Source organism: Luteolibacter ambystomatis, assembly GCF_018137965.1.
Lineage (GTDB): Bacteria > Verrucomicrobiota > Verrucomicrobiia > Verrucomicrobiales > Akkermansiaceae > Luteolibacter > Luteolibacter ambystomatis.
The window spans coordinates 4,909,563-4,929,989 of the sequence record NZ_CP073100.1; the positions used below are offsets into that span (position 1 = coordinate 4,909,563).

The following is a 20,427-nucleotide window of genomic DNA, read 5'->3' on the forward strand; positions in this document are numbered from 1 at the left end:
TTGCCCCCTCCGAACTTGATCCCCGCGCCGCCGCCCCCCACGCTGCCCGCCATGAGTCTGTTGCGTCGCTTCAAGGATTGGAACGAAATCCGCTGCTGGGAAAGCAAAGGCCGGCCTTCGCCGCCGCCGCATGCCATCAAGCAGCAGGTCCTCCGCGAGTTCGCGCAGCGCTACGGCCTCGAGGTTCTGGTCGAGACCGGCACCTTCAAGGGCGACATGATGGAGGCCATGAAAAAGGACTTCCGCCAGCTCTACTCCATCGAACTGGCCCCGCATTTCCACGAGCGCGCCGTCCAGCGCTTCGTCAGCGACCCGAACATCACCATCCTCAAGGGCGACAGCGGCAAGGTCCTCGAAACCCTCGTCCCCAAGCTGGAAGGCCCGACCCTGTTCTGGCTCGACGGCCACTATTCTAAGGGCGACACCGCCCGCGGTGACGAGGACACCCCGATCATGCATGAGCTGGCGCATATCTTCGCCCGCCCGGAATTGAAGTCCGTCATCCTCATCGATGATGCCCGCTGCTTCATGGGCCAGACCGAGCAGGTCTATCCCTCGCTGGAAAGTGTCCGCGAGTTCGTGGCGAAGCACCGCCCGGACTTCACCTTCGACATCGATACGGACTCGATCCGCATCGCTCCGAAGTCCTGACCCAGGCCATGAGCGAGAACGTCCGCGCGGACAAGTGGCTGTGGGCGACGCGTTTCTTCAAGACACGCTCCGCCGCCGCGAAGGCCTGCGAAGGCGGCAAGATCAAACGCGCGGGCCATCCGGTGAAGCCCGCCACCCCCCTGCATCCCGGGGATGTGCTGGAGGTGCCGTTTCATGATGGCCCGGGCATCCGCACCATCACCGTGACGGGCTTGATCGATCAACGCGTCGGCGCGCCCCAGGCTCAGGCCTGCTATATGGAAAGCACGCCTCCCGAAGTGATTGCGGCGAACAAGGAGTTCCTGAAGGAGAAGCACGAACGCCGCCTCGAAGGTGGCATGCTCGGCCGCCCCACCAAAAAGGACCGCCGGGACATTCAGAAGTTCCGGGGATTCTTTGAATGAGATACGGGGTCTGGCAGGTAGCGCGAAGCTGAGCTTCGCGTGCGTCTCATGGAGCTTTCCCCAAGAGGGATGCCCCGATTCGCAACGTCCCCCTCCCGCACGCGAAGCCAAGCTTCGCGCTACACTGCCGCGCGCCCGACGAAAGATCCGCGAAAATTTTCGATTGCCAATATACCAATAGGGGGTATATGTATATGCATGAAGCGCGACGACAAATCCCGCAAACCCCTTCTCACCCGCGTCAACCGCATCGCCGGGCAGGTGCAGGGCGTGGCCCGTATGATCGAGGAAGACCGCGACTGTGCCGAGGTGCTCAATACCATCTCCGCCATCCATTCCGCCTTGCGCGGCCTTGAATCCACCCTTCTCGAGGATCACGTCCGCCATTGCGTCTGTGATGCCGCCAAGGAGCCGAAGCGACTCGAACAGCGCCTCGATGAAATCATCACCCTCTACAAGCGCCGCTTGGCCTGATTGCCATGAAACAACCTTCCTGCCACACTCCTGAACCCGTGCCATCCTGCTGTGGTGGCAAACCCCAACCGGTGGAAACTTCCGCGCCCAATCCCTCCTGCTGCGGTGGTGGTGGCGAAGAATCCGCTCCCTCCTGCTGCGCGCCTCCTTCTTCCGGGAAGAAGCGCATCGATTGGCTTTTCTGGGCGTCCATAGCTCTTGTGGCCATCGGCATGGCCGGGCACCTCTGGTTTCCCGCGGGGCCGAAGTGGTGGCACGAGTTCTCGCACGGCACCTATGAAATGATGATGAAGGCCTGGTGGGGGATTCTCGCCGGTATCATCGCCGTCGGGGTGATCGGTCGGCTGCCGCGTGAACTCGTGCTCGGCTTGCTCGGCAAGGGCGGCAGCTTCTCCGGCATTCTCCGCGCGACCTTCGCCGGTACGCTGCTGGACCTGTGCAACCACGGCATCCTGCTGGTAGCGATGCAGCTCTATCGCAAGGGTGCTTCGCTTGGGCAGACGTTGGCCTTCCTGATCGCCAGCCCGTGGAACTCACTCTCGGTCACGCTCTTGCTCGCGGCCATGATCGGCTGGAAATGGACCGTCGCCTTCCTGCTGCTGTCGATGATCATCGGCATCATCACCGGTTGGATCGTGGACAAGCTGGTGAAAGCCGGACGTCTGCCCGCGAATCCGAACGCCCATGAACTGCCCTCCGACTTCCGATTCGGCCCGGCGTTCCGCACCGCGATGAGCGATCTCAAGCCGACCCCCTCCAATCTCGGCCACATGCTGAAGGACGGTCTCGCGGAGTCGAAAATGATCCTGCGCTGGATTCTGTTCGGCATCGCCCTCGCGGCTTTGATCCAGGCCTTCGTGCCGGATGATGTGTTCTCCAGGTTCTTCGGCCCCAGCTTGATAGGCCTCTTCATCACCTTGATCGCCGCCACCGTCATCGAGGTCTGCTCGGAAGGCTCCAGCCCCATCGCTGCGGATCTCATCACCCGCGGTGCCGCGCCGGGAAATGCCTTCACTTTCCTGATGGCCGGGGCCGCCACCGACTACACCGAGATCGTGGTGCTGCGCCAGACCACCGGTTCATGGAAGGCCGCGCTGATCCTCCCGCTGTTGACCACTCCGCAGGTTCTGATCATCGGCTGGTTGCTCAACCAAGGCTGGTGACAATCCACTTGCGACCCTGCGGAGCGGGCTCCACCCTGTTAGCGAAGGTTTCTGATCCATGCGCCGCGAATTCCGCCTCAAACACGCGCTCGCCTGCTCCGCGGCGGTCCTGCTGGTGGCGGTGATCGTCGGCACCTCGATCTACGGCACCCGGCAGAATCTGGACGATTTCGCCGCGATGCTGCATGCCCGCGAAACCCTCCTGGAGGTTCAGCGGCTGAAATCCGCCGTGCAGGATGTGGAGAGCGGCCAGCGGGGGTTCATCATCACTGGCACGGATAGCTATCTGGACCCCTACCGCAGGGGCCGTGAGGATGCCGCCGCCCATCTTGAAAAAGTCTCCACCCTTGCCCGCGGGGATGCGTCGATCGCGGCTCACGCGGCCGCCTTGCGCCGATTGATCGCCCGCAAGCTGGGCGAGATCGAGGATGTCGTAGGGGTTCGGCGCACGGGAGGCTTCGATGCTTCCCGTGAGATCGTAGAAAGCGGGGTGGGTAAGGAACTGATGGATCAAATCCGGGATGAGTTTGCGGCCATGGAGAGCGAGCTCCAGGTCACGATGTCCTCTCATCAGTACAGCGCCATCCAAAGCCTCAAGCAGACCAACAACGCCATTGTGGTGTGCGGCATGATCGCCCTGGCGGGTGGTGCCGTGTTTTCGTGGATGCTGTTCCTCTATCTCGGGAACCAGGATAAGCAGCACCAACTCAGCGTGGAGAAGGAAACCGCGCAGAAGGCGGACCGCGCGAAGAGCGAGTTCCTCGCCATGATGAGCCACGAGATCCGCACGCCGATGAATGCCATCCTCGGCTTCGGCGAACTCCTTCACGACTCCGCGACCACCACCCGCGAAAAGAAGTTCACCGAGGCCATCCTCACCAGCGGCAACTCCCTCCTCACCCTCATCAATGACATCCTCGATATTTCAAAGATCGAGGCTGGCAAGATGGAGATTCACAGCGAGCCCGTGCGGATGGATGAATTGGAGCGGAACCTTGCCGTTTTCTTCGCGTTCCGCGCTTCGGAAAAGGGGCTCGACTACCGGGTGATCCTGGACCCCTCGGTACCGCCCGTGCTGGTTTTCGATCCGCTGCGGGTCCGGCAGGTGCTGCTGAACCTCATCGGGAACGCCCTGAAATTCACCCGCGTGGGATCGGTCGCCGTCAAAATAGGCCCCTTCAAGCCGATGGGGGGCAAGTCCCGCGGCATTCTGAGATTTCTCGTGGAGGATACCGGCATCGGCATTCCGGAGGACGAGTTGGAATCCGTGTTCCGCCCCTTCTTCCAGATTGATTCGCATGACCGCCGCGAGTTCCAAGGCACCGGCCTGGGGCTGGCGATCAGCCGTCGCCTTACCTCGATGATGGGTGGTTCCCTCAATGTGGCCAGCCAGGTCGGCAAGGGTTCGAAATTCCGATTGGAACTGCCGGTCCAATTAGCGGACGAAGGCGAGTTGGAGGAATTGCCGGACGCCCCCGCGGAGGTGGATTTCGATCGCCTTATTCCTTCGAAGATTCTCGTCGCGGATGCCGGGGAGTTCGACCGGGAGGTCATCCGTGGCTTCCTGGCGGACAGCGACCATCAGATTTTCGAGGCGGAGCGCAGCGAGGAGGTGGCGGACATCTGCGGGTGCCACCGCCCGGATGTGATCCTTTTGGATCTGTGGTCGCCGGGATTGGATGGCCGTGCGATCCGCAAGAAGCTGAAGGCTGATCCTGCCACGCGGTCCATTCCGCTGATCGCGGTTTCCGCCACGCCTTTGCTCGACGATGGTTCAGGCCTGAGTGCCTTGTTTGAGGGTGCGCTGGAAAAACCCATCAACCGCGCCGCCCTTCTCGCCCAGTTGGGAAAAATCCTGCCTGCCCGTCAGACCGCACCCCGGAAAGCCGCTCGCGGGGATACCTTGGTGGACGGCGGCTGGAGATTGGAAAGGCGGACCACTGCCGAATGGTCGGATCTGCTCGCCGCCTTGCAGGGACCGTTGGCCCGCGAGGCGGAACGCCTTGCGGCTGTCATGCCGATGCAGGCGTCGCTGGAATTCGCGAAACGCCTGGCGGCCCGGGCCGATGACTCCACGCCGCCGCTTGCCGGCTTCGCCGCGCAGTTGCAGGGACATCTGGAAGCCTTTGAAACCGATGCTGCGGCTGCATGCCTGCGGCGTCTTCCCGCACTTGCGGACTCGCTTACCACCGCTCTTTCCACCCATACTGCTCCGTGATGCATCACCCGCGTTCCGTCATCCTTGTCATCGACGACGAGCCGAAGAACATCCAGGTCGTCGGTTCCCTGCTGTTGCGCGAGGGCTACGAAATCATCACCGCCCGTGGAGGTGAGGAGGGACTGGCGAAGGCCCGCGAGGTGAGGCCGGATCTGATCCTGCTGGATGTGATGATGCCCGGCATCAGCGGCGTGGAGGTGGCGTGCCGCCTGCAGGACGACCCGGATTGGCCCGCGGTCCCCATCATTTTTCTGTCCGCCGCCACCGACAAGACCTTCATCATCGAGGCTCTCTCGGCGGGTGGCGTCGACTACGTCACCAAGCCCTTCCATGGGCCGGAGCTGCTGCGCCGCATCGAACTCCATCTCGGCTTGCGTCGCACCAGCCGCCGGTTGGAGGAGGAAATCGCCGAGAAGAACCGTCTCGTCGAGGTCCTTGCCCATGACCTGAAGAACCCGCTCGGCTCCGTCCGCTTCTCCGCCCGCCTGTTGGAGGAACAGCAGGCCGGGCCGAAGGTGGACCGTCTCGCGGGGATGATCCTGGAGGCCTCGGATCGCGCCATCGAGATTGTCGAGTCACTCTTGGAGATCCGTTGGGTGGAGAATGCCAAGGCCACTCTGAAATCAGAGCCTCTGGATCTGGCGGAACTCCTGGCCGAGGTGTCCAAGGGTTTTTCCACCCGTGCCGATGAGAAGGGCATCGATCTCCGAAGCGCACCCGTCGCGGGAGCGGTGGTGGTCGTCGCCGACCGGGGATGCTTGCTGCGGGTGCTGGAAAACCTCCTCTCGAATGCCCTGAAGTTTTCTCCTCCCGGCACCACCGTCACCTTGGCGGCGCGTCGTGATGCGGATGTGGGCATGGTTTCGATCGAAGACGAAGGGCCGGGCATCCCGGATAGCGAAATCCCGCGCCTGTTCCAGCGCTATGCCCGCCTGAGCAGCCGCCCGACCGGCGGGGAATCCTCCACGGGACTCGGCCTCAGCATCGTGAAGGAATTGACCGAGGCGATGGGAGGCTCGGTGGGCTACTACACTTCTCCCGGAGGCGGCGCGGGATTCAGGCTGAGGCTGCCGCTGGAAGCCTAGGTGGAAAACGAAAACACCCCGGAACCACGCGGATTCCAGGGTGCCTCGGGGGTTCCTTGGGGAGAAAAGTATCAATGGCTGCGGCTGCCGCGAGGGTCTTGTGGACTCTGGCCGCGTCCTTGGCTCCGGCCTTGGCCACCGCCGTTCGGCGGGCCACCTTCGGAGGGCGGCGGTCCGGGTGGGCGACCCGGCGGGCGCATTTCTTCCGGGCTCAGTTGGCCGTCGCCGTTTTTGTCGAGTTTCTTCAGGGACTCGGCGGCCGCTTGAATTTCATCGGCGGAGATGATGCCGTCGTGATTGAGATCGAGCGCGGCGAAAAGGGGCGGTGGCGGAGGCTTGGGCCGGTCCTCGTTTTCCATCGGTGCCGGTTGCTGGTCATAGGCGGCCGGAGGTGTATCCTCGGTGCCACTGTCCTCGCCGTCGCGGGGCGGAGGAGGAGGTGGTTGCACTTCATCCATGGAGATTTCACCATCACCATTCCTGTCGAGAGAGGAGAGGTCGGCGGAAGCCTTGGCCAGTTCGTCGGCGCTGATGGTGCCGTCCTTGTTGGTATCAAGCACCCGGAGAATAGGACCCGGCGGACCCGGCCGCGGAGGTGGCGGCGGTCGATCGTGGTCTTGAGCCGAAGCGAGTGAAGCGAGGGCCGCGAGCAAGGCGGCTGTGGTCGTGGTTTTCATAGTTCGATGAGATGGGGCGGCCCTCATGGATCCGCTGAAGATGGAACCATCCACTTGTTAAGGAACTATGTCTGAGATGGCGGGAAATTGTGAAATTGGTGTAAATCACGTGGGCTGTCTTTTTTGTAAAGATGGGGTAAAACGGTTCGCTCGTCGCACCCTCATTGGGTGATGATCCCCCCAAACTCCCGGCATGAATTCCACTGAATCCGACAATGGAAGACCCCTTTTGCTGGTCGATGACGACCGCAAGCTCTGCGGACTGATCCGTGACTATCTCACGCCGCTGGGCTGGAAGGTGGATATCCGCCACACCGGGCCCGAGGGCTTGGAAGCTGCGGTTCAAGGAGGCTATCAGGCGGTGATTCTGGATGTGATGATGCCCGGGATGGATGGGTTTGATGTGCTGAGGGAGCTGCGGAAGCGTTCGGATGTGCCCGTGCTCATGCTGACGGCGATGGGGGATGAGGCGGACCGCATCGCCGGCTTGGAAACCGGTGCCGATGACTATTTGCCGAAGACCTTCTCGGTCCGCGAGTTGTTGGCCAGGTTGCGGGCCGTCACCCGCCGGCACGCGGGGCCTTCCGAAAAGAAGGGACCCAGCGAATGGGCTGCGGGCGAGCTCCGTCTGTGCGAGGATTCCCATACCGCGGTCCTCGGTGACCGGCCTCTGGAGCTGACCGCGCTCGAGTTTGCCCTTCTCACCGAACTGCTTCGCTCCAAGGGGCGAGTGAAAACCCGCGAGCAGCTCATCGAGCAGGTGTCCGAACGGCGTTTTGATATTTTTGACCGTTCGATCGACGTCCATGTTTCGGCCTTGCGGCGGAAACTCGGAGACGATCCGCGGGAACCGCGGTATATCCGCACGGTGCGGGGCGTCGGCTACGTGCTCGGCGATCCGGATTCCCGTTCATGAAAAGTTCCTGGCGACACTCCCTGCTGGCAAAGATGCTCGGCTGGCTGGCGCTGCATCTGTTGGTGCTCGCGCTCATCTTCGGGGGATTGCTCGCTCTTCAACTGAGACTGGGGCTGGATTCCCTGCTCGCCGGACGCACCGGTGATCACCTGAAGGACCTCGGAGAAGTGGTGGGTGCGGAGTTGCGCGCGACCCCGCGCACGGAGTGGCCCACCGTGCTTTCCCGCCACTCCGCCAGCCGCGGTTTGCAGTTGGATGTCTGGCAGCCGCCGGAGCGATGGGAAGCAGGTGCTTTCAAGGGAGTGCCCCGTAATGTCATGGACCGGATCCGGGAAGCCCGCCTGCCCCAGTCCCAGCGTTCCCAGAATCCTCCGCCACTCCAGGGGCGGCCACCCGGAGATCGTCCGCCGCCCCCGCCGCCTCGCGCGGGTGGCGATGACCTCTTTGATGGCGGATTGCTGGGGGATGGACCGCCCGAAAACCGCCGCCAAGGCCCGCCGCCAGGGCGGCGGAATGAACAGGATGAGGACTTCCAGCCCCCCCGGGGTCGCCCGTTGCCCGCATCCGCTCCCGTGTTTCTTGTGCGCGGTGAGAGCGGTAATGGATACTGGGCCGGTATCGAATTCCCATTGCGTCCGGCTCCAGGAACCGGAGGTCCCCAGCACGCGTTGCTCATTGTCCGCAGCGAGGATCTGTCCGGCAATGGCCTGTTCTTTGAAATCAGGCCGTGGATTTTCGGCGGATTCGCCGTGTTGGCGGTCAGCGTCGCTTTTTGGGCGCCCTTTGCTCTCAGCATCACCCGCTATGTGGGGCGCCTCACCCGGGCCACCGAGCGGATTGCCGAAGGAGACTTCCAAGTCACCGTGGAGACTTCCCGCCGTGACGAACTCGGTCGGCTTGGAGTCGCCGTAACTGAAATGGCGGGGCGGCTCGATCGTTTCGTTTCCGGCCAACGCCGGTTCCTCGCGGACGTGGCGCATGAACTCTGCGCACCGCTCGCCCGGGTGCGCACCGGCATCGCCGTGCTCGAACAGACCGTCCCGGAAGACAACCAGGCCCGGCTTCTCTCGGTAGATGATGACGCCGGCGAGCTTGCCCGCCTCATTGATGAAATCCTCGCCTTCTCTCGCGCCGGAGCCGGACGCCCCCAGCTCCGCACGACCGAATTGGAGCCGTTGATCAGGGATGTGGCCGCGCGGGAAGGGGAAGAACTTGAGATCGCCTTCATTCTTGAACCTGATCTGACCGCACATGTGGATCTCCGGCTGTTGTCGCGTGCCTTCGGCAATCTGGTGAGGAACGTGAGAGTTCATGCAGGTGCGGGCGCCAAGCTGGAGATCATGGCTCGCCGCTTGGGCGCACAACTCTCGGTCACCTTTCGGGACAATGGTCCGGGTGTCCCTGCCGAGGACCTCCCCAGACTGTTCGAACCCTTCTACCGTCCCGATCGCTCCCGTACCCGGGATACCGGTGGTTCCGGTCTTGGCCTCGCCATCGTCCGCACCTGTATCGAAGCATGCGGTGGCCGGGTCTCCGCCTCGAATCCTTCCGAGGGAGGGTTTGAAGTCGCCGTGTCCCTCCCGGTCGAGTGACCAACTCTCAAGACCCCCTGTCGGGTCTCGCGACAGGTAATGCCGCTCGCCGGGAACTGCGTTCGCTCCCAGAGCCCTTCCTCAGAGATCTTCGTATGTAGCCGGAGTCGTGAGACTTCGGGCGGGGTTGACTCACCCTCATCCCAGCACCCCAACGTGGAAGCATGAAGGGAATCTGCACTGAAGGGACCCCAATCTCCCCGTACAGCGACTGGTTCCTCTCTTCTTCTCTTCTCTTCTCTTCTCTTCTCTTCTTCTCCCACCTTTCAAAAACATCCCCTGCGCGGGGTCCTCCATGGATCTGTTAGAGAGTTGGATTGGAGCGTGTTGCGGGGTGGAAACCCCGCTCCATTCCGCTCATTTCCGGGGTTCGTGTGTGGCGTCTCCCGCCTCCTTCTCCGCCCCTTTCTTCACCCTCTCCAACGCCTCGCAATCCATTCTCCATCAATCCTCCGTGAATCTACTATTACTGTAGTAATAACACTCTTCTCCGCCCTCGTGCTCTCCTACCTCCCCTCATGAACCCGATTTCGTCCCCCTTCGTCGCCGGAACCCGCATTTGCCCCCTGTTGGAGGGTGGAATGAGGGAGTTTGGGTGACGTTGTCGTCAGATTTTTGGCGGATTCTTTTATTGATTTTGAGCGGATTGCGACGAGAATAGATGCCCTTTTGGAAAAAAGATCACGAAAGGCATTGACCCGCGGGGTCCGTTCAGGGTAGCTTGCGCCCGTCGCCGCTACGAAGCGCGACACGAGAGACCGACAGCCGGTCGCGGTGGAAACACCCGATCGGCTTCTTAGTCCCCTCGAAACGGATCTTTGACAATGCGGCTCAGCACGAACGGTGCCAACACTCTGGAAAGAGTCTCTGGCATGGCGGTTTGGAAGCTGAGCGGAAAGAAAAAGGCTAAATTGTGTGCTGCGCGCCTTGAGAGGTGCGCAGGCTGAACCAGGAAACCTGGTCAGTAGGTCCAATTTAAGCAGGCTCTTTAAGAGTCTAGCACTATATTTTACGGAGAGTTTGATTCTGGCTCAGAACGAACGCTGGCGGCGTGTTTAAGACATGCAAGTCGAACGGATTGAAGTTGTAGCAATACCGCTTCAGTCAGTGGCGCACGGGTGAGTAACACGTGAGTAACATGCCCTTCAGTGGGGAATAGCCCAGGGAAACTTGGATTAATACCCCATGGTCTCGCAAGAGTAAAGGCGGCCGCAAGGCTGTCGCTGGAGGATTGGCTCGCGCCCTATCAGCTTGTTGGTGAGGTAACGGCTCACCAAGGCAACGACAGTGCACTGGTCTGAGAGGACGATCAGGCACACTGGAACTGAGACACGGTCCAGACACCTACGGGTGGCAGCAGTCGAGAATAATTCACAATGGGGGCAACCCTGATGGTGCAACGCCGCGTGGAGGATGACGGTCTTCGGATTGTAAACTCCTGTCATCCGGGAGTAAGACCTGGCTGTGAATAGCAGACAGGGTTGATAGTACCGGAAGAGGAAGGGACGGCTAACTTCGTGCCAGCAGCCGCGGTAATACGAAGGTCCCAAGCGTTGTTCGGAATCACTGGGCGTAAAGGGTGCGTAGGCGGTTAGGTAAGTCAGATGTGAAATCCGGGGCTCAACCCCGGAACTGCATCCGATACTGCTTGACTTGAGGACTGGAGAGGTGACTGGAATTCTCGGTGTAGCAGTGAAATGCGTGGAGATCGAGAGGAACACTCGTGGCGTAAGCGAGTCACTGGACAGTATCTGACGCTGAGGCACGAAGGCCAGGGTAGCGAAAGGGATTAGATACCCCTGTAGTCCTGGCAGTAAACGGTGTGCGCTTGGTGTGAGGGATTCGACCCCCTTGTGCCGGAGCTAACGCGTTAAGCGCACCGCCTGGGAAATACGGCCGCAAGGCTAAAACTCAAAGAAATTGACGGGGACCCGCACAAGCGGTGGAGTATGTGGCTTAATTCGATGCAACGCGAAGAACCTTACCTAGGCTTGACATGCATCTCTAAACACGTGAAAGCGTGTGACCCTTCGGGGAATTTGCACAGGTGCTGCATGGCCGTCGTCAGCTCGTGTCGTGAGATGTTGGGTTAAGTCCCGCAACGAGCGCAACCCTTGTGACTAGTTGCCAGCGGGTAATGCCGGGAACTCTAGTCAGACTGCCCAGATCAACTGGGAGGAAGGTGGGGACGACGTCAGGTCAGTATGGCCCTTACGCCTAGGGCTGCACACGTACTACAATGCCCAGTACAATGAGAACCGAGACCGCGAGGTGGAGGAAATCTATAAAACTGGGCCCAGTTCGGATTGGAGGCTGCAACTCGCCTCCATGAAGCCGGAATCGCTAGTAATGGCACATCAGCTACGGTGCCGTGAATACGTTCCCGGGTCTTATCACACCGCCCGTCACATCATGGAAGCCGGTCGCACCCGAAGTGTTCGCGCCAACCGCAAGGAGGCAGAGCCCTAAGGTGTAGCTGGTAACTGGGATGAAGTCGTAACAAGGTAGCCGTAGGGGAACCTGCGGCTGGATCACCTCCTTTCTACGGAGAATGCCAAACAGCTGGTCTGTCACTGGCAAGGTCGACTCCTCCATCATGCAAATGATGGTTTGGGAGCGAGAAGCGAGCAATCGCCCTCACAACATTCAAATCCTTTGACTTGCGTAAACCAGCATGGTTCGCAGCGCACGATTTAGTCTTTATCTTTTCATTCGCACCTCCAGAGAGGGGTATAGCTCAGTTGGTAGAGCGCCAGCTTTGCAAGCTGGATGTCCAGGGTTCGAGTCCCTGTGCCTCCACCAGCTGAGAAGTTGAGAGAAGTTAGTTGAGAGATGAGAGTAATCTGACTCTCAGCCATCGACTCTCGACACTCAACCAACTAAAGGGCCTGTAGCTCAGTTGGTTAGAGCACGCGCTTGATAAGCGCGGGGTCACTGGTTCGAGTCCAGTCAGGCCCACCATCTCTCAAGAGTGAAGCGAATCTGCATTGTAGGAAGAGAGTCCGCTCTTTGACATCCGCATGGAGAAATAAGTTTTTCCTGACTGCATATTGATTGCTCATATGAGCGCTCTTTACGTGGTCTTGGAATACTCTAAATTCCCAATTAATGTTTATGGCAATTTTGTTGAACACTCAGCAATGAGTGAAGACTCAACGATGGCTGATTTCGAAAGGAATCAAGCTACGAAGGGCACACAGTGGATGCCTTGGTGCTAACAGGCGATGAAGGACGTGATAAGCTGCGATAAGCTTCGGGGAGCGGCAAATACGCTTTGATCCGGAGATTTCCGAATGGGGTAACCTGGTGGTGTTAATACGCCATCGTTTCTTTCTGAATCAAATAGGGAAGAAGACGCGATACCCGGTGAAGTGAAACATCTCAGTAACCGGAGGAAAAGAAAGAGAATCGATTCCGTCAGTAGTGGCGAGCGAAAGCGGAAGAGCCCAAACCGGAGACTTGTCTCCGGGGTTGTAGGACCCCGACGTGGGAGTTGTGACGATAGGAGAAGCGCATGGAAAGGCGCGACACAGAGGGTGACATCCCCGTATCCGAAATTCGATCGACCCCTAGGGTGTTCCTGAGTAACACAGCACACGTGGAACGTTGTGTGAATCTGCGCAGACCACTGCGTAAGGCTAAATACTAGTTAGCGACCGATAGTGAACCAGTACCGTGAGGGAAAGGTGAAAAGAACCGCTGTGAGCGGAGTGAAATAGAACCTGAAACCGTGTGCCTACAAGGTGTCAGAGCCCTTCGGGGTGATGGCGTGCCTTTTGCTTAATGAGTCTGCGAGTTAGTATCTGTGGCGAGCTTAAGTTCTTCTGGAACGGAGGCGAAGCGAAAGCGAGTCCCAATAGGGCGACATAGTTGCAGGTGCTGGACCCGAAGCGGAGGTGATCTACCCTTGGCCAGGTTGAAGCGTAGGTGATACTACGTGAAGGACCGAACCGGTGAATGTTGAAAAATTCTCGGATGAGCTGAGGGTAGGAGTGAAAGGCTAATCAAACCCCGTGATAGCTGGTTCTCCTCGAAATGCATTGAGGTGCAGCGTTATGTGCTGATGAGTGGGGTAGAGCACTGAAAGGGCTAGGGGGCATACCCGTCTACCAAACCCTATCAAACTCCGAATACCACTCAATGGAGCATAGCAGTGAGACGGTGGGGATAAGCTTCATCGTCAAAAGGGAAACAACCCTGATCAGCAGCTAAGGTGCCTAAATTACGCTAAGTGGAAAGGATGTGGAATTTCACAGACAGTGAGGATGTTGGCTTAGAAGCAGCCACCATTTAAAAAGTGCGTAATAGCTTACTCATCGAGAGATTCTGCGCCGAAAATGATCGGCGATAAGCGTAATACCGAAGCTCTGGGTGTCACATTTATGTGGCGCGGTAGAGGAGCATTCTCAGTGCCTTGAAGCGGGAGGGCGACCGACCGTGGAGTGCTGAGAAGAGAGGATGCAGACATAAGTAACGATAAGACCGGTGAAATCCCGGTCCGCCGTAAACCCAAGGTTTCCAGGGCTACGTTTTTCGTCCCTGGGTTAGTCGGGACCTAAGGTGAGGCCGATGGGCGTAACCGATGGACAGCAGGTTAATATTCCTGCACTTGCGAACCTTAAACTAGGATGACGCATGGATGGAGGTAACTAAGTAATTGAATTCCGAGGTGAGGCTACGGCCGATCCGCATTACCGAAGTCCGTGCCTAGAAAAGCCCTAGCGCATGCTAAGCAACCCGTACCGCAAACCGACACAGGTGGGTGGGTAGAGTATACCAAGGCGTAAGAGTGAACCCTGGTTAAGGAACTCGGCAAATTGGCCCCGTAACTTCGGGATAAGGGGTGCCTGATTTCCAGGCCGCAGTGAAATGGCCCAACCGACTGTTTAGCAAAAACACAGCATTGTGCCAAGACGTAAGTCTACGTATACGATGTGACACGTGACCAATGCGGAAAGATTAAGGTAAGAGGTTAGCCGCAAGGCGAAGCTTTGAGCCCAAGTCCCCGTGAATGTCGGCCGTAACTATAACGGTCCTAAGGTAGCGAAATTCCTTGTCGGGTAAGTTCCGACCTGCACGAATCGTGTAACGAGTTGGGCGCTGTCTCAACCAGGTGCTCAGTGAAATTGTAATGGCGGTGAAGATGCCGCCTACCCGCAGAAGGACGGAAAGACCCTATAGACCTTAACTGTAAGCTGTCATTGGTTTTTCGATTTTCATGCTCAGCATAAGTGGGAGGCGTTGATGTGGCCCTTTAGGGGTCGCGGAGCCAACAGTGAGATACCACCCTTGGGTGTTGGAAGATCTAACCTCGACCCGTGAATCCGGGCGGGGAACAGTGTCAGCCGGTCAGTTTTACTGGGGCGGTATCCTCCTAAAGAGTAACGGAGGAGCGCGAAGGTGGGTTCAGCACGGTCGGTAACCGTGTGTCGAGTGCATAGGCATAAACCCGCCTAACTGTGAGGCCAACAAGCCGAGCAGATACGAAAGTAGGCCTAAGTGATCCGGCGGTAGAATGTGGAATTGCCGTCGCTCAACGGATAAAAGGTACCTTAGGGATAACAGGCTGATTTCGCCCAAGAGTTCATATCGACGGCGAAGTTTGGCACCTCGATGTCGGCTCGTCGCATCCTGGGGCTGGAGAAGGTCCCAAGGGTCCGGCTGTTCGCCGGTTAAAGCGGCACGCGAGCTGGGTTCAGAACGTCGCGAGACAGTTCGGTCCTCTATCCTCTGTGGGCGCAGGAAAATTGAGGGGTTCAATTCCTAGTACGAGAGGACCGGAATTGACGCACCTCTGGTGCACCAGTTGTTCTGTCAAGAGCATGGCTGGGTAGCTAAGTGCGGAAGAGATAAGCGCTGAAAGCATCTAAGCGCCAAGCTCCTCCCAAGATGAATTTTCCCTGAAGGATCGTGGAAGACTACCACGTTGATAGGCTGGAAGTGCAAGTGTGGTAACATATTCAGCTTACCAGTACTAATCATCCGTTCGGCTTGATTCCATCGGAATCGTTGCCGTTGTTGAAAGGGATTTGGATCCCGAGACCGTGTGAGAGGCTCGAGTGGATCGGTTAAGTTAGGAAAATGAAGTTCTCCGTGTGGATGTCAGGGAGCGGACCGCGATAGGAATCGAAGGTCCGCTGCTCTAATCCTTTAACTTGAAATGACGAAGCTGAAGCTGTTCGTCCTCAGAGTCCCAGTTTTGACGGTTGCCCATACAACAGGCCACTGACCAAGATTGCCCTCTGGTGACCACAGCGCGGTGGAACCACCCGGTCCCATTCCGAACCCGGAAGTGAAACGCTGCAGCGCCGATGGTAGTTGGACGATAGGTCCTGTGAGAGTAGGTCGTCGCCAGGTATTTGCCCGTCCTTGTCGAAAGATGAGGACGGGCTCTTTTTTTGCTCAGATGGCGTGCGGGTGGACGCTGCCTGTCTGCCTGTCGCGCGTGTCTGCCCCAGAAGCACGGCACCCGTGCTTGATGAGGCAATCCAATGACGCAAGCGCACCCTCGTGACAAAACCGGCAACAAAGAGCCGGTCGGGCAAGCGGAGGACAAGAAACAACATCTGCATTTTTGCTGCGGACTGGTTCTGAATACGTTAGTAGGTGCTGCGTGCGTTCGCTCCCCCTGTTGCTTTTGACGTTGGTGATGGTGTTTTCGGCCAAGGAGGCTCGCGCCAGCGCCTATGATGATTGGATTGCTGGTTATCCTGGCATTGTGGATCCTTCTCCACGCGGGGATGCGGATGATGATGGCATTCCGAATGGGATCGAGTTCGTCCTCGGCACTCGTCCCGACAGCCCGGATGCTCGGACGGTTCTGCCGGAGATGGCGCTGGTTCGGATTACTACGCCCGGCGTCGTACCTCCGGGAGATTATCTGAAAGTCACCTGGCGGCGCGCGGATCGTGCCAACGAACTCGATCCGTCAGTCGAAATCTCCACCAATTTGATGGATTGGAGAGCAGCCGCCGGCGGCACGGAGGGCATTGTGATCCGGGAGTTTGCAGAAGGATACGGTCCTTTTCTGGATCGTGTGGAGGTTTATATTCCCATGGCTCTCGCGGTGAATGGCCGGTTGCTGGCCCGCTTGAAGCTGCCTTCCACACAAGCGTGACTTGCACGCGGGACAGGGAGGACCAAACTCCCGGCGTGAATGTTCTCGTCACCGCCGGCCCGACCCGCGAGCCGATTGATCCGGTCCGCTACCTGAGCAACCGTTCTTCGGGCAAGATGGGCTATGCCATCGCACACGCGTTCGCGCATGAGGGACACCGGGTGCTTCTGATTTCAGGTCCAACTTCCCAGCCCATCCCCGATCATGTGGACTATCTGCCGGTGACGACCGCAGAGGAAATGCATCAGGCGGTTTCGCGTCACATCGCACGAATGGACATCGCGATCTTTGCGGCGGCCGTGGCCGACTACACACCCGCTCATGTGGAACCGCAAAAGATCAAGAAAACAGGTGCCCGTCTTACCTTGGAGCTGGTTCGGACTCGGGACATCCTCGGCTCGGCGCGGGAGCCCTTTGGATTTACCGGAACGCTGGTCGGGTTCGCTGCGGAGACGGAAAACCTCGAACAAAACGCCCGCCACAAGCTGAGCTCGAAAAATTGCGACCTGATCGTTGCCAACGATGTTTCCCAGCCCGGTACCGGCTTCGATTCGGACCGGAACGAAGTCATTCTCGTGTATCCCGATCGCAGCGTGGCATTGCCTGCGGACGACAAAGTCCACCTTGCCAATCACCTCGCCGAAGCCATCCTCGAACTCGCCGCCGGCAAGGCGGATCGCTGATTTCTTCCTCCTGCCCTCATGACCGATCTCGAACTCGCCGTCCACGCCGCTCTGGAAGCGGGCAAGCTGCTTCACTCCCACTTCGGCCAGGATGCCGCGGTGGATGAGGCCACCCATCACGATATCAAGCTCGCTCTCGACAAGCAGTCCCAGGATCTCATCACCGGCATCCTGCTCGGTGCGCGTCCGGATGACGCGCTCTATGGCGAGGAGGGCTTGGCGGGGAATCAGGATGCAGCCCGCCAGTGGATTGTCGATCCCATCGATGGCACCGTGAACTTCTACTACGGCATCCCCCATTTCTGCGTCTCCATCGCCCTGCGGGTGGAGGGTGAGATCACCGTCGGCGTCATCCATGATCCCATGGTCGGTGAAACCTGGACTGCGGTGAAAGGTGTGCCGCCCCAGCTCAATGGCAGGGCGATCTCGGCCAGCCCGCGCACGGAGCTGGAGGAGTCCATCCTCTTCGTCGGCTGCGGCAAGGATGGCGACGCCCTGAGCATCGGACTGGAGCGCTTCAAGAAAGCCTCCCTGCGCGCCCGCAAGATGCGCATGATGGGTTCCGCCGCGCTTGGCATGGCTTACATCGCCTGCGGCCGCCTCGATGGCTACATCGAGTCCCGCATTTCCCTGTGGGACATTGCGGCAGGCAAGTTGATCGTCGAAGGGGCCGGTGGAGCGGTGGACCTGCACCCCGTGCCCGGCAAGCCGGACGTGTGGTCGATCGTCGCCACCAACGGCAGGATCCCGATCGCCGAAATTCTCTAACCTACCTCTCTACTCCCATGGTTGGCATTGGCTACGACGTTCACCGTTTCAAGGAAGGCCGCCCGCTCGTGCTGGGTGGCGTGACCATTCCACATACCCATGGTCTCGATGGTCATTCCGATGCGGACGTGCTCTGTCACGCATTGGCGGATGCAGTGCTCGGCGCTCTGGGCCAGCCGGACATCGGGTTCTTTTTCCCACCCGGCGATCCGACCTGCGCTGGAATCTCGTCGCTGAAAATTCTGGAGAAATGCCGGGATCTCGCCGCCGAGGCAGGAGTGTCCATCGTCAATGTGGACGCCACCCTCGTGGCGGAAGTTCCGAAAGTGCTGCCTCATCGTGAGGCCATGCGACAGAATATCGGGGCAGCCTTGGGGATCGCGCCCCAGCGGGTCGGCATCAAGGCCACGACGAACGAAACGATGGGCTTCGTCGGCCGCCGGGAAGGCATTGCCGCGATGGCCGTCGCCCAGGTGGCTTGACCGATTGTTCCACGGACGCTATTCTCACCCACGTGTTCACGGCGAAAGCCCCGAAGCCCCAGAAGCGCCCGTACTTGGACGCTTGGCTCAAACGTACGCGGCGGCAGCTTGCCCCCAGCGGACGCCTGTCCGAGGCGGCCCTGATCCTGGCCCGCGAGGAGGGTGGTTCCCATGACTCATGGCGGCTGCGCCTCAGGCAATTTCTGGATGGAGCGGAGACTCCTTCTCTGGAATTGCTCACCCGGATCGATGCCTTGTTGGCTCCTGTGAAAGCCAAGGTTGCGGTGGTGCAGGGCCAAGTGGCCTTGTTCTAAAACTGCCCTTTGGGACAGGCTTTGCAGGCCTAAACGGCTATACTCCTATTGGCCAAAAGGTCTGGCATTGCACATGGCACGGCGGATGCTGGTCGCGTGATAACTCCGTTTGCAAGATGCAAGCGTATATCTTATCTTTTTTGAATTCGTAGATTGACGGAACGCTGGCCTGCTGTTGCTTCTAGCCGACCGTCCGGCCCGACGGGAAAACCCGCCCCAATTTTTCCGATGCATCGTCTTCCGTCTCGTTCCAGCGTGTTCAGATTCCGTCTGGCCTCCTTGCTGGTCTTCATCGCTGCGGGTTTGTTTTTGGCTGCGCTTGGCGAGATCGGCGCGGGATTGTTCCACGACACGCGCAGCGAGGTTTTGACTGGTTTGTGCCTGCTGGGCGGAGCGTTTGTGACATTCCTGATTCATGTGGTGGTCGCCAGCCGCGCACGTTGCCCGCTGTGTACGATCCCGCCCTTGCTGAAGAAAGGCTGCCAGAAAAGCCGGAAGGCCAAGCGTTTCTTCGGCAGTTACCGGCTGCGTGTGGCAGGTGGCATTCTGTTCCGCGGGGCCTTCCAGTGCCCCTATTGTGGAGAGCCGACGAAGCTGATGGTGCGCGAGAAGCCGTTGGGCGGGATTGACAGCCAGTTGGGCGGCACCGAAGGTTCAGGCCTTCGCTGATGAAAAACGCCCGAAAGCTCGCAATCGGCGCGGCAGGCTTGCTCCTTGCCGCCTCTTCCCTTTCCCTCGCGGAACCGACCATGCCTGAGACTCCCAAAGACGTAGCCGCCGCTCCCGCTGATGCTGAAAAGACCGCCTCCGGTCTTGTTTCGAAAGTCCTGACGAAGGGCACCGGCACCGAGCATCCTTCCGCCGCGGATACCGTGACCGTTCACTATTCCGGCTGGACCACGGACGGCAAGCTGTTCGACAGCTCCGTGCAGCGCGGCGAACCGACCAGTTTCCCGCTCAATGGCGTGATCAAGGGTTGGACCGAAGGTGTGCAGCTCATGGTCCCCGGCGAAAAGCGCCGCTTCTGGATCCCGGCGAATCTCGCCTACGGTGAGAATCCGGGTGGAGGTCGTCCGGGTGGCCTGCTTGTGTTCGATGTCGAATTGATTTCCATCAAGCAGGCTCCCAAGGCTCCGAAGGACGTGGCCGCCGCGCCTGCCGATGCCGAGAAGACCGCTTCCGGCCTCGCCACCAAGGTGACCACCAAAGGCACCGGCAAGGATCACCCGAAGGACATCGATACCGTCAAAGCGCACCTCAATCTCTGGAGCTCGGACGGTACGCTCATCAACAGCACCGCGGAGCAGGGCGAACCGGCGGAAATCCCGCTCGACGCACTCCGCATCGGCGGTCTCGCCGAGGGCCTCAAACTGATGGTGACCGGTGAGAAGCGCACCATCTGGATCCCCTCCAAAGTCGCCTTCGGTGAAACGCCGCCTCCGGGCGCTCCGGCCGGTGGCCTTGTGGTGGAAGCCGAGCTTATCGGCATCACCCAGGGCGTTGAACCGCCACCTGCTCCAGCCGATGTCGCCGCCGCGCCTGCCGATGCCGAAAAGACCGCTTCCGGCCTCGCTTCCAAGGTTCTGACCAAAGGCACCGGCACCGACCACCCGAAGGCTTCGGACACCGTGACCGTCCACTACTCCGGCTGGACTACCGATGGCAAACTTTTCGATAGTTCCGTGAAGCGCGGCACTCCCACCAGCTTCCCGCTCACCGGCGTGATCAAGGGCTGGACCGAGGGAGTGCAGCTCATGGTTCCCGGTGAAAAGCGCCGCTTCTGGATCCCGGCCGATCTCGCCTACGGTGAGAGCCCGGGTGCCGGTCGTCCGGGCGGTCTGCTCGTGTTCGACATCGAGCTGATCAAGATCGGCAAGTGATCG

The 20,427-nt window shown here is 59.5% G+C and carries 16 protein-coding genes, 1 tRNA gene and 3 rRNA genes; 19 read left to right on the forward strand and 1 reads right to left on the reverse strand.

Annotated elements, in window-relative coordinates; translation table 11 throughout:
- Positions 1-51: 51 nt before the first annotated feature.
- The 6 genes from KBB96_RS19145 to KBB96_RS19170 all read left to right on the forward strand — a co-directional run bounded on the left by KBB96_RS19145 (position 52) and on the right by KBB96_RS19170 (position 5,995).
- The gene (locus tag KBB96_RS19145; protein WP_211631102.1) at positions 52-651 is read left to right on the forward strand and encodes a hypothetical protein; all 600 of its coding nucleotides are present in this window, start codon (positions 52-54) and stop codon (positions 649-651) included.
- An 8-nt stretch (positions 652-659) separates the two neighbouring features.
- Positions 660-1,055, forward strand: a complete 396-nt coding sequence (locus tag KBB96_RS19150) for an RNA-binding S4 domain-containing protein (RefSeq protein ID WP_211631103.1) — start codon at positions 660-662, stop codon at positions 1,053-1,055.
- A 198-nt stretch (positions 1,056-1,253) separates the two neighbouring features.
- A complete protein-coding gene (locus KBB96_RS19155; protein WP_211631104.1) occupies positions 1,254-1,529 on the forward strand; it encodes a metal-sensitive transcriptional regulator in 276 nt (91 codons plus the stop codon).
- Between the two features lie 5 nt (positions 1,530-1,534).
- Positions 1,535-2,692 (forward strand): permease, encoded by a 1,158-nt coding sequence (locus KBB96_RS19160; RefSeq protein ID WP_211631105.1) that lies wholly within the window; start codon positions 1,535-1,537, stop codon positions 2,690-2,692.
- Between the two features lie 58 nt (positions 2,693-2,750).
- Entirely contained in the window at positions 2,751-4,910 is a 2,160-nt protein-coding gene (locus tag KBB96_RS19165) for a CHASE3 domain-containing protein (protein ID WP_211631106.1), read from the forward strand.
- Positions 4,910-5,995 carry a hybrid sensor histidine kinase/response regulator gene (locus KBB96_RS19170; RefSeq protein ID WP_211631107.1) on the forward strand — a complete coding sequence of 362 codons (1,086 nt, stop codon included), beginning with the start codon at positions 4,910-4,912 and terminating at the stop codon, positions 5,993-5,995. The genes KBB96_RS19165 and KBB96_RS19170 overlap by 1 nt, the downstream gene beginning before the upstream one ends.
- A 71-nt stretch (positions 5,996-6,066) precedes the next feature.
- On the opposite strand, the gene KBB96_RS19175 is transcribed toward KBB96_RS19170, so the two are convergent.
- Positions 6,067-6,672 (reverse strand): EF-hand domain-containing protein, encoded by a 606-nt coding sequence (locus KBB96_RS19175; RefSeq protein ID WP_211631108.1) that lies wholly within the window; start codon positions 6,670-6,672, stop codon positions 6,067-6,069.
- 193 nt (positions 6,673-6,865) lie between these two features.
- Here KBB96_RS19175 and KBB96_RS19180 point away from each other — a divergent pair, with 193 nt between their 5' ends.
- The 13 genes from KBB96_RS19180 (at position 6,866) to KBB96_RS19240 (ending at position 20,424) form a co-directional block, all read left to right on the forward strand.
- Positions 6,866-7,588: a response regulator transcription factor gene (locus tag KBB96_RS19180; protein ID WP_211631109.1), complete on the forward strand. Its 723-nt coding sequence runs from the start codon at positions 6,866-6,868 to the stop codon at positions 7,586-7,588.
- Positions 7,585-9,180 carry a sensor histidine kinase gene (locus KBB96_RS19185; protein ID WP_211631110.1) on the forward strand — a complete coding sequence of 532 codons (1,596 nt, stop codon included), beginning with the start codon at positions 7,585-7,587 and terminating at the stop codon, positions 9,178-9,180. Before KBB96_RS19180 ends, KBB96_RS19185 begins: the two co-directional genes overlap by 4 nt.
- A gap of 1,008 nt (positions 9,181-10,188) precedes the next feature.
- Positions 10,189-11,722 (forward strand): 16S ribosomal RNA (locus tag KBB96_RS19190).
- Between the two features lie 342 nt (positions 11,723-12,064).
- Positions 12,065-12,141 (forward strand) — tRNA-Ile (locus KBB96_RS19195).
- Positions 12,142-12,356: 215 nt separating this feature from the next.
- Positions 12,357-15,179, forward strand: a 23S ribosomal RNA gene (locus KBB96_RS19200).
- Positions 15,180-15,421: 242 nt separating this feature from the next.
- Positions 15,422-15,537, forward strand: a 5S ribosomal RNA gene (rrf, locus tag KBB96_RS19205).
- Together the 16S, 23S and 5S rRNA genes with 1 tRNA gene alongside form the textbook arrangement of a ribosomal RNA operon.
- A 286-nt stretch (positions 15,538-15,823) precedes the next feature.
- Positions 15,824-16,297, forward strand: a complete 474-nt coding sequence (locus tag KBB96_RS19210) for a hypothetical protein (RefSeq protein WP_211631111.1) — start codon at positions 15,824-15,826, stop codon at positions 16,295-16,297.
- A complete protein-coding gene (gene coaBC / locus KBB96_RS19215; protein WP_211631112.1) occupies positions 16,294-16,980 on the forward strand; it encodes a bifunctional phosphopantothenoylcysteine decarboxylase/phosphopantothenate--cysteine ligase CoaBC in 687 nt (228 codons plus the stop codon). Before KBB96_RS19210 ends, coaBC begins: the two co-directional genes overlap by 4 nt.
- Positions 16,981-16,998: 18 nt before the next feature.
- Complete coding sequence (locus KBB96_RS19220) at positions 16,999-17,748, forward strand: inositol monophosphatase family protein (RefSeq protein WP_211631113.1); 750 nt, start codon at positions 16,999-17,001, stop codon at positions 17,746-17,748.
- 17 nt (positions 17,749-17,765) lie between these two features.
- A complete protein-coding gene (ispF, locus tag KBB96_RS19225; protein ID WP_211631114.1) occupies positions 17,766-18,230 on the forward strand; it encodes a 2-C-methyl-D-erythritol 2,4-cyclodiphosphate synthase in 465 nt (154 codons plus the stop codon).
- Positions 18,227-18,544, forward strand: a complete 318-nt coding sequence (locus KBB96_RS19230) for a hypothetical protein (RefSeq protein WP_211631115.1) — start codon at positions 18,227-18,229, stop codon at positions 18,542-18,544. Before ispF ends, KBB96_RS19230 begins: the two co-directional genes overlap by 4 nt.
- A 279-nt stretch (positions 18,545-18,823) precedes the next feature.
- Positions 18,824-19,213 (forward strand): hypothetical protein, encoded by a 390-nt coding sequence (locus tag KBB96_RS19235; RefSeq protein ID WP_211631116.1) that lies wholly within the window; start codon positions 18,824-18,826, stop codon positions 19,211-19,213.
- Entirely contained in the window at positions 19,213-20,424 is a 1,212-nt protein-coding gene (locus tag KBB96_RS19240) for an FKBP-type peptidyl-prolyl cis-trans isomerase (RefSeq protein WP_211631117.1), read from the forward strand. Before KBB96_RS19235 ends, KBB96_RS19240 begins: the two co-directional genes overlap by 1 nt.
- The last annotated feature ends 3 nt before the right edge of the window (positions 20,425-20,427 follow it).

Bases quoted from the DNA above. Each gene is read 5' to 3' on its own strand.
- KBB96_RS19240 (WP_211631117.1), top strand. From the start codon at position 19,213: ATGAAAAACGCCCGAAAGCTCGCAATCGGCGCGGCAGGCTTGCTCCTT.
- KBB96_RS19180 (WP_211631109.1), top strand. From the start codon at position 6,866: ATGAATTCCACTGAATCCGACAATGGAAGACCCCTTTTGCTGGTCGAT.
- KBB96_RS19150 (WP_211631103.1), top strand. From the start codon at position 660: ATGAGCGAGAACGTCCGCGCGGACAAGTGGCTGTGGGCGACGCGTTTC.
- KBB96_RS19220 (WP_211631113.1), top strand. From the start codon at position 16,999: ATGACCGATCTCGAACTCGCCGTCCACGCCGCTCTGGAAGCGGGCAAG.
- KBB96_RS19155 (WP_211631104.1), top strand. From the start codon at position 1,254: ATGAAGCGCGACGACAAATCCCGCAAACCCCTTCTCACCCGCGTCAAC.
- KBB96_RS19145 (WP_211631102.1), top strand. From the start codon at position 52: ATGAGTCTGTTGCGTCGCTTCAAGGATTGGAACGAAATCCGCTGCTGG.
- KBB96_RS19185 (WP_211631110.1), top strand. From the start codon at position 7,585: ATGAAAAGTTCCTGGCGACACTCCCTGCTGGCAAAGATGCTCGGCTGG.
- KBB96_RS19175 (WP_211631108.1), bottom strand. From the start codon at position 6,672: ATGAAAACCACGACCACAGCCGCCTTGCTCGCGGCCCTCGCTTCACTC.
- KBB96_RS19170 (WP_211631107.1), top strand. From the start codon at position 4,910: ATGCATCACCCGCGTTCCGTCATCCTTGTCATCGACGACGAGCCGAAG.
- KBB96_RS19165 (WP_211631106.1), top strand. From the start codon at position 2,751: ATGCGCCGCGAATTCCGCCTCAAACACGCGCTCGCCTGCTCCGCGGCG.
- ispF (WP_211631114.1), top strand. From the start codon at position 17,766: ATGGTTGGCATTGGCTACGACGTTCACCGTTTCAAGGAAGGCCGCCCG.
- KBB96_RS19160 (WP_211631105.1), top strand. From the start codon at position 1,535: ATGAAACAACCTTCCTGCCACACTCCTGAACCCGTGCCATCCTGCTGT.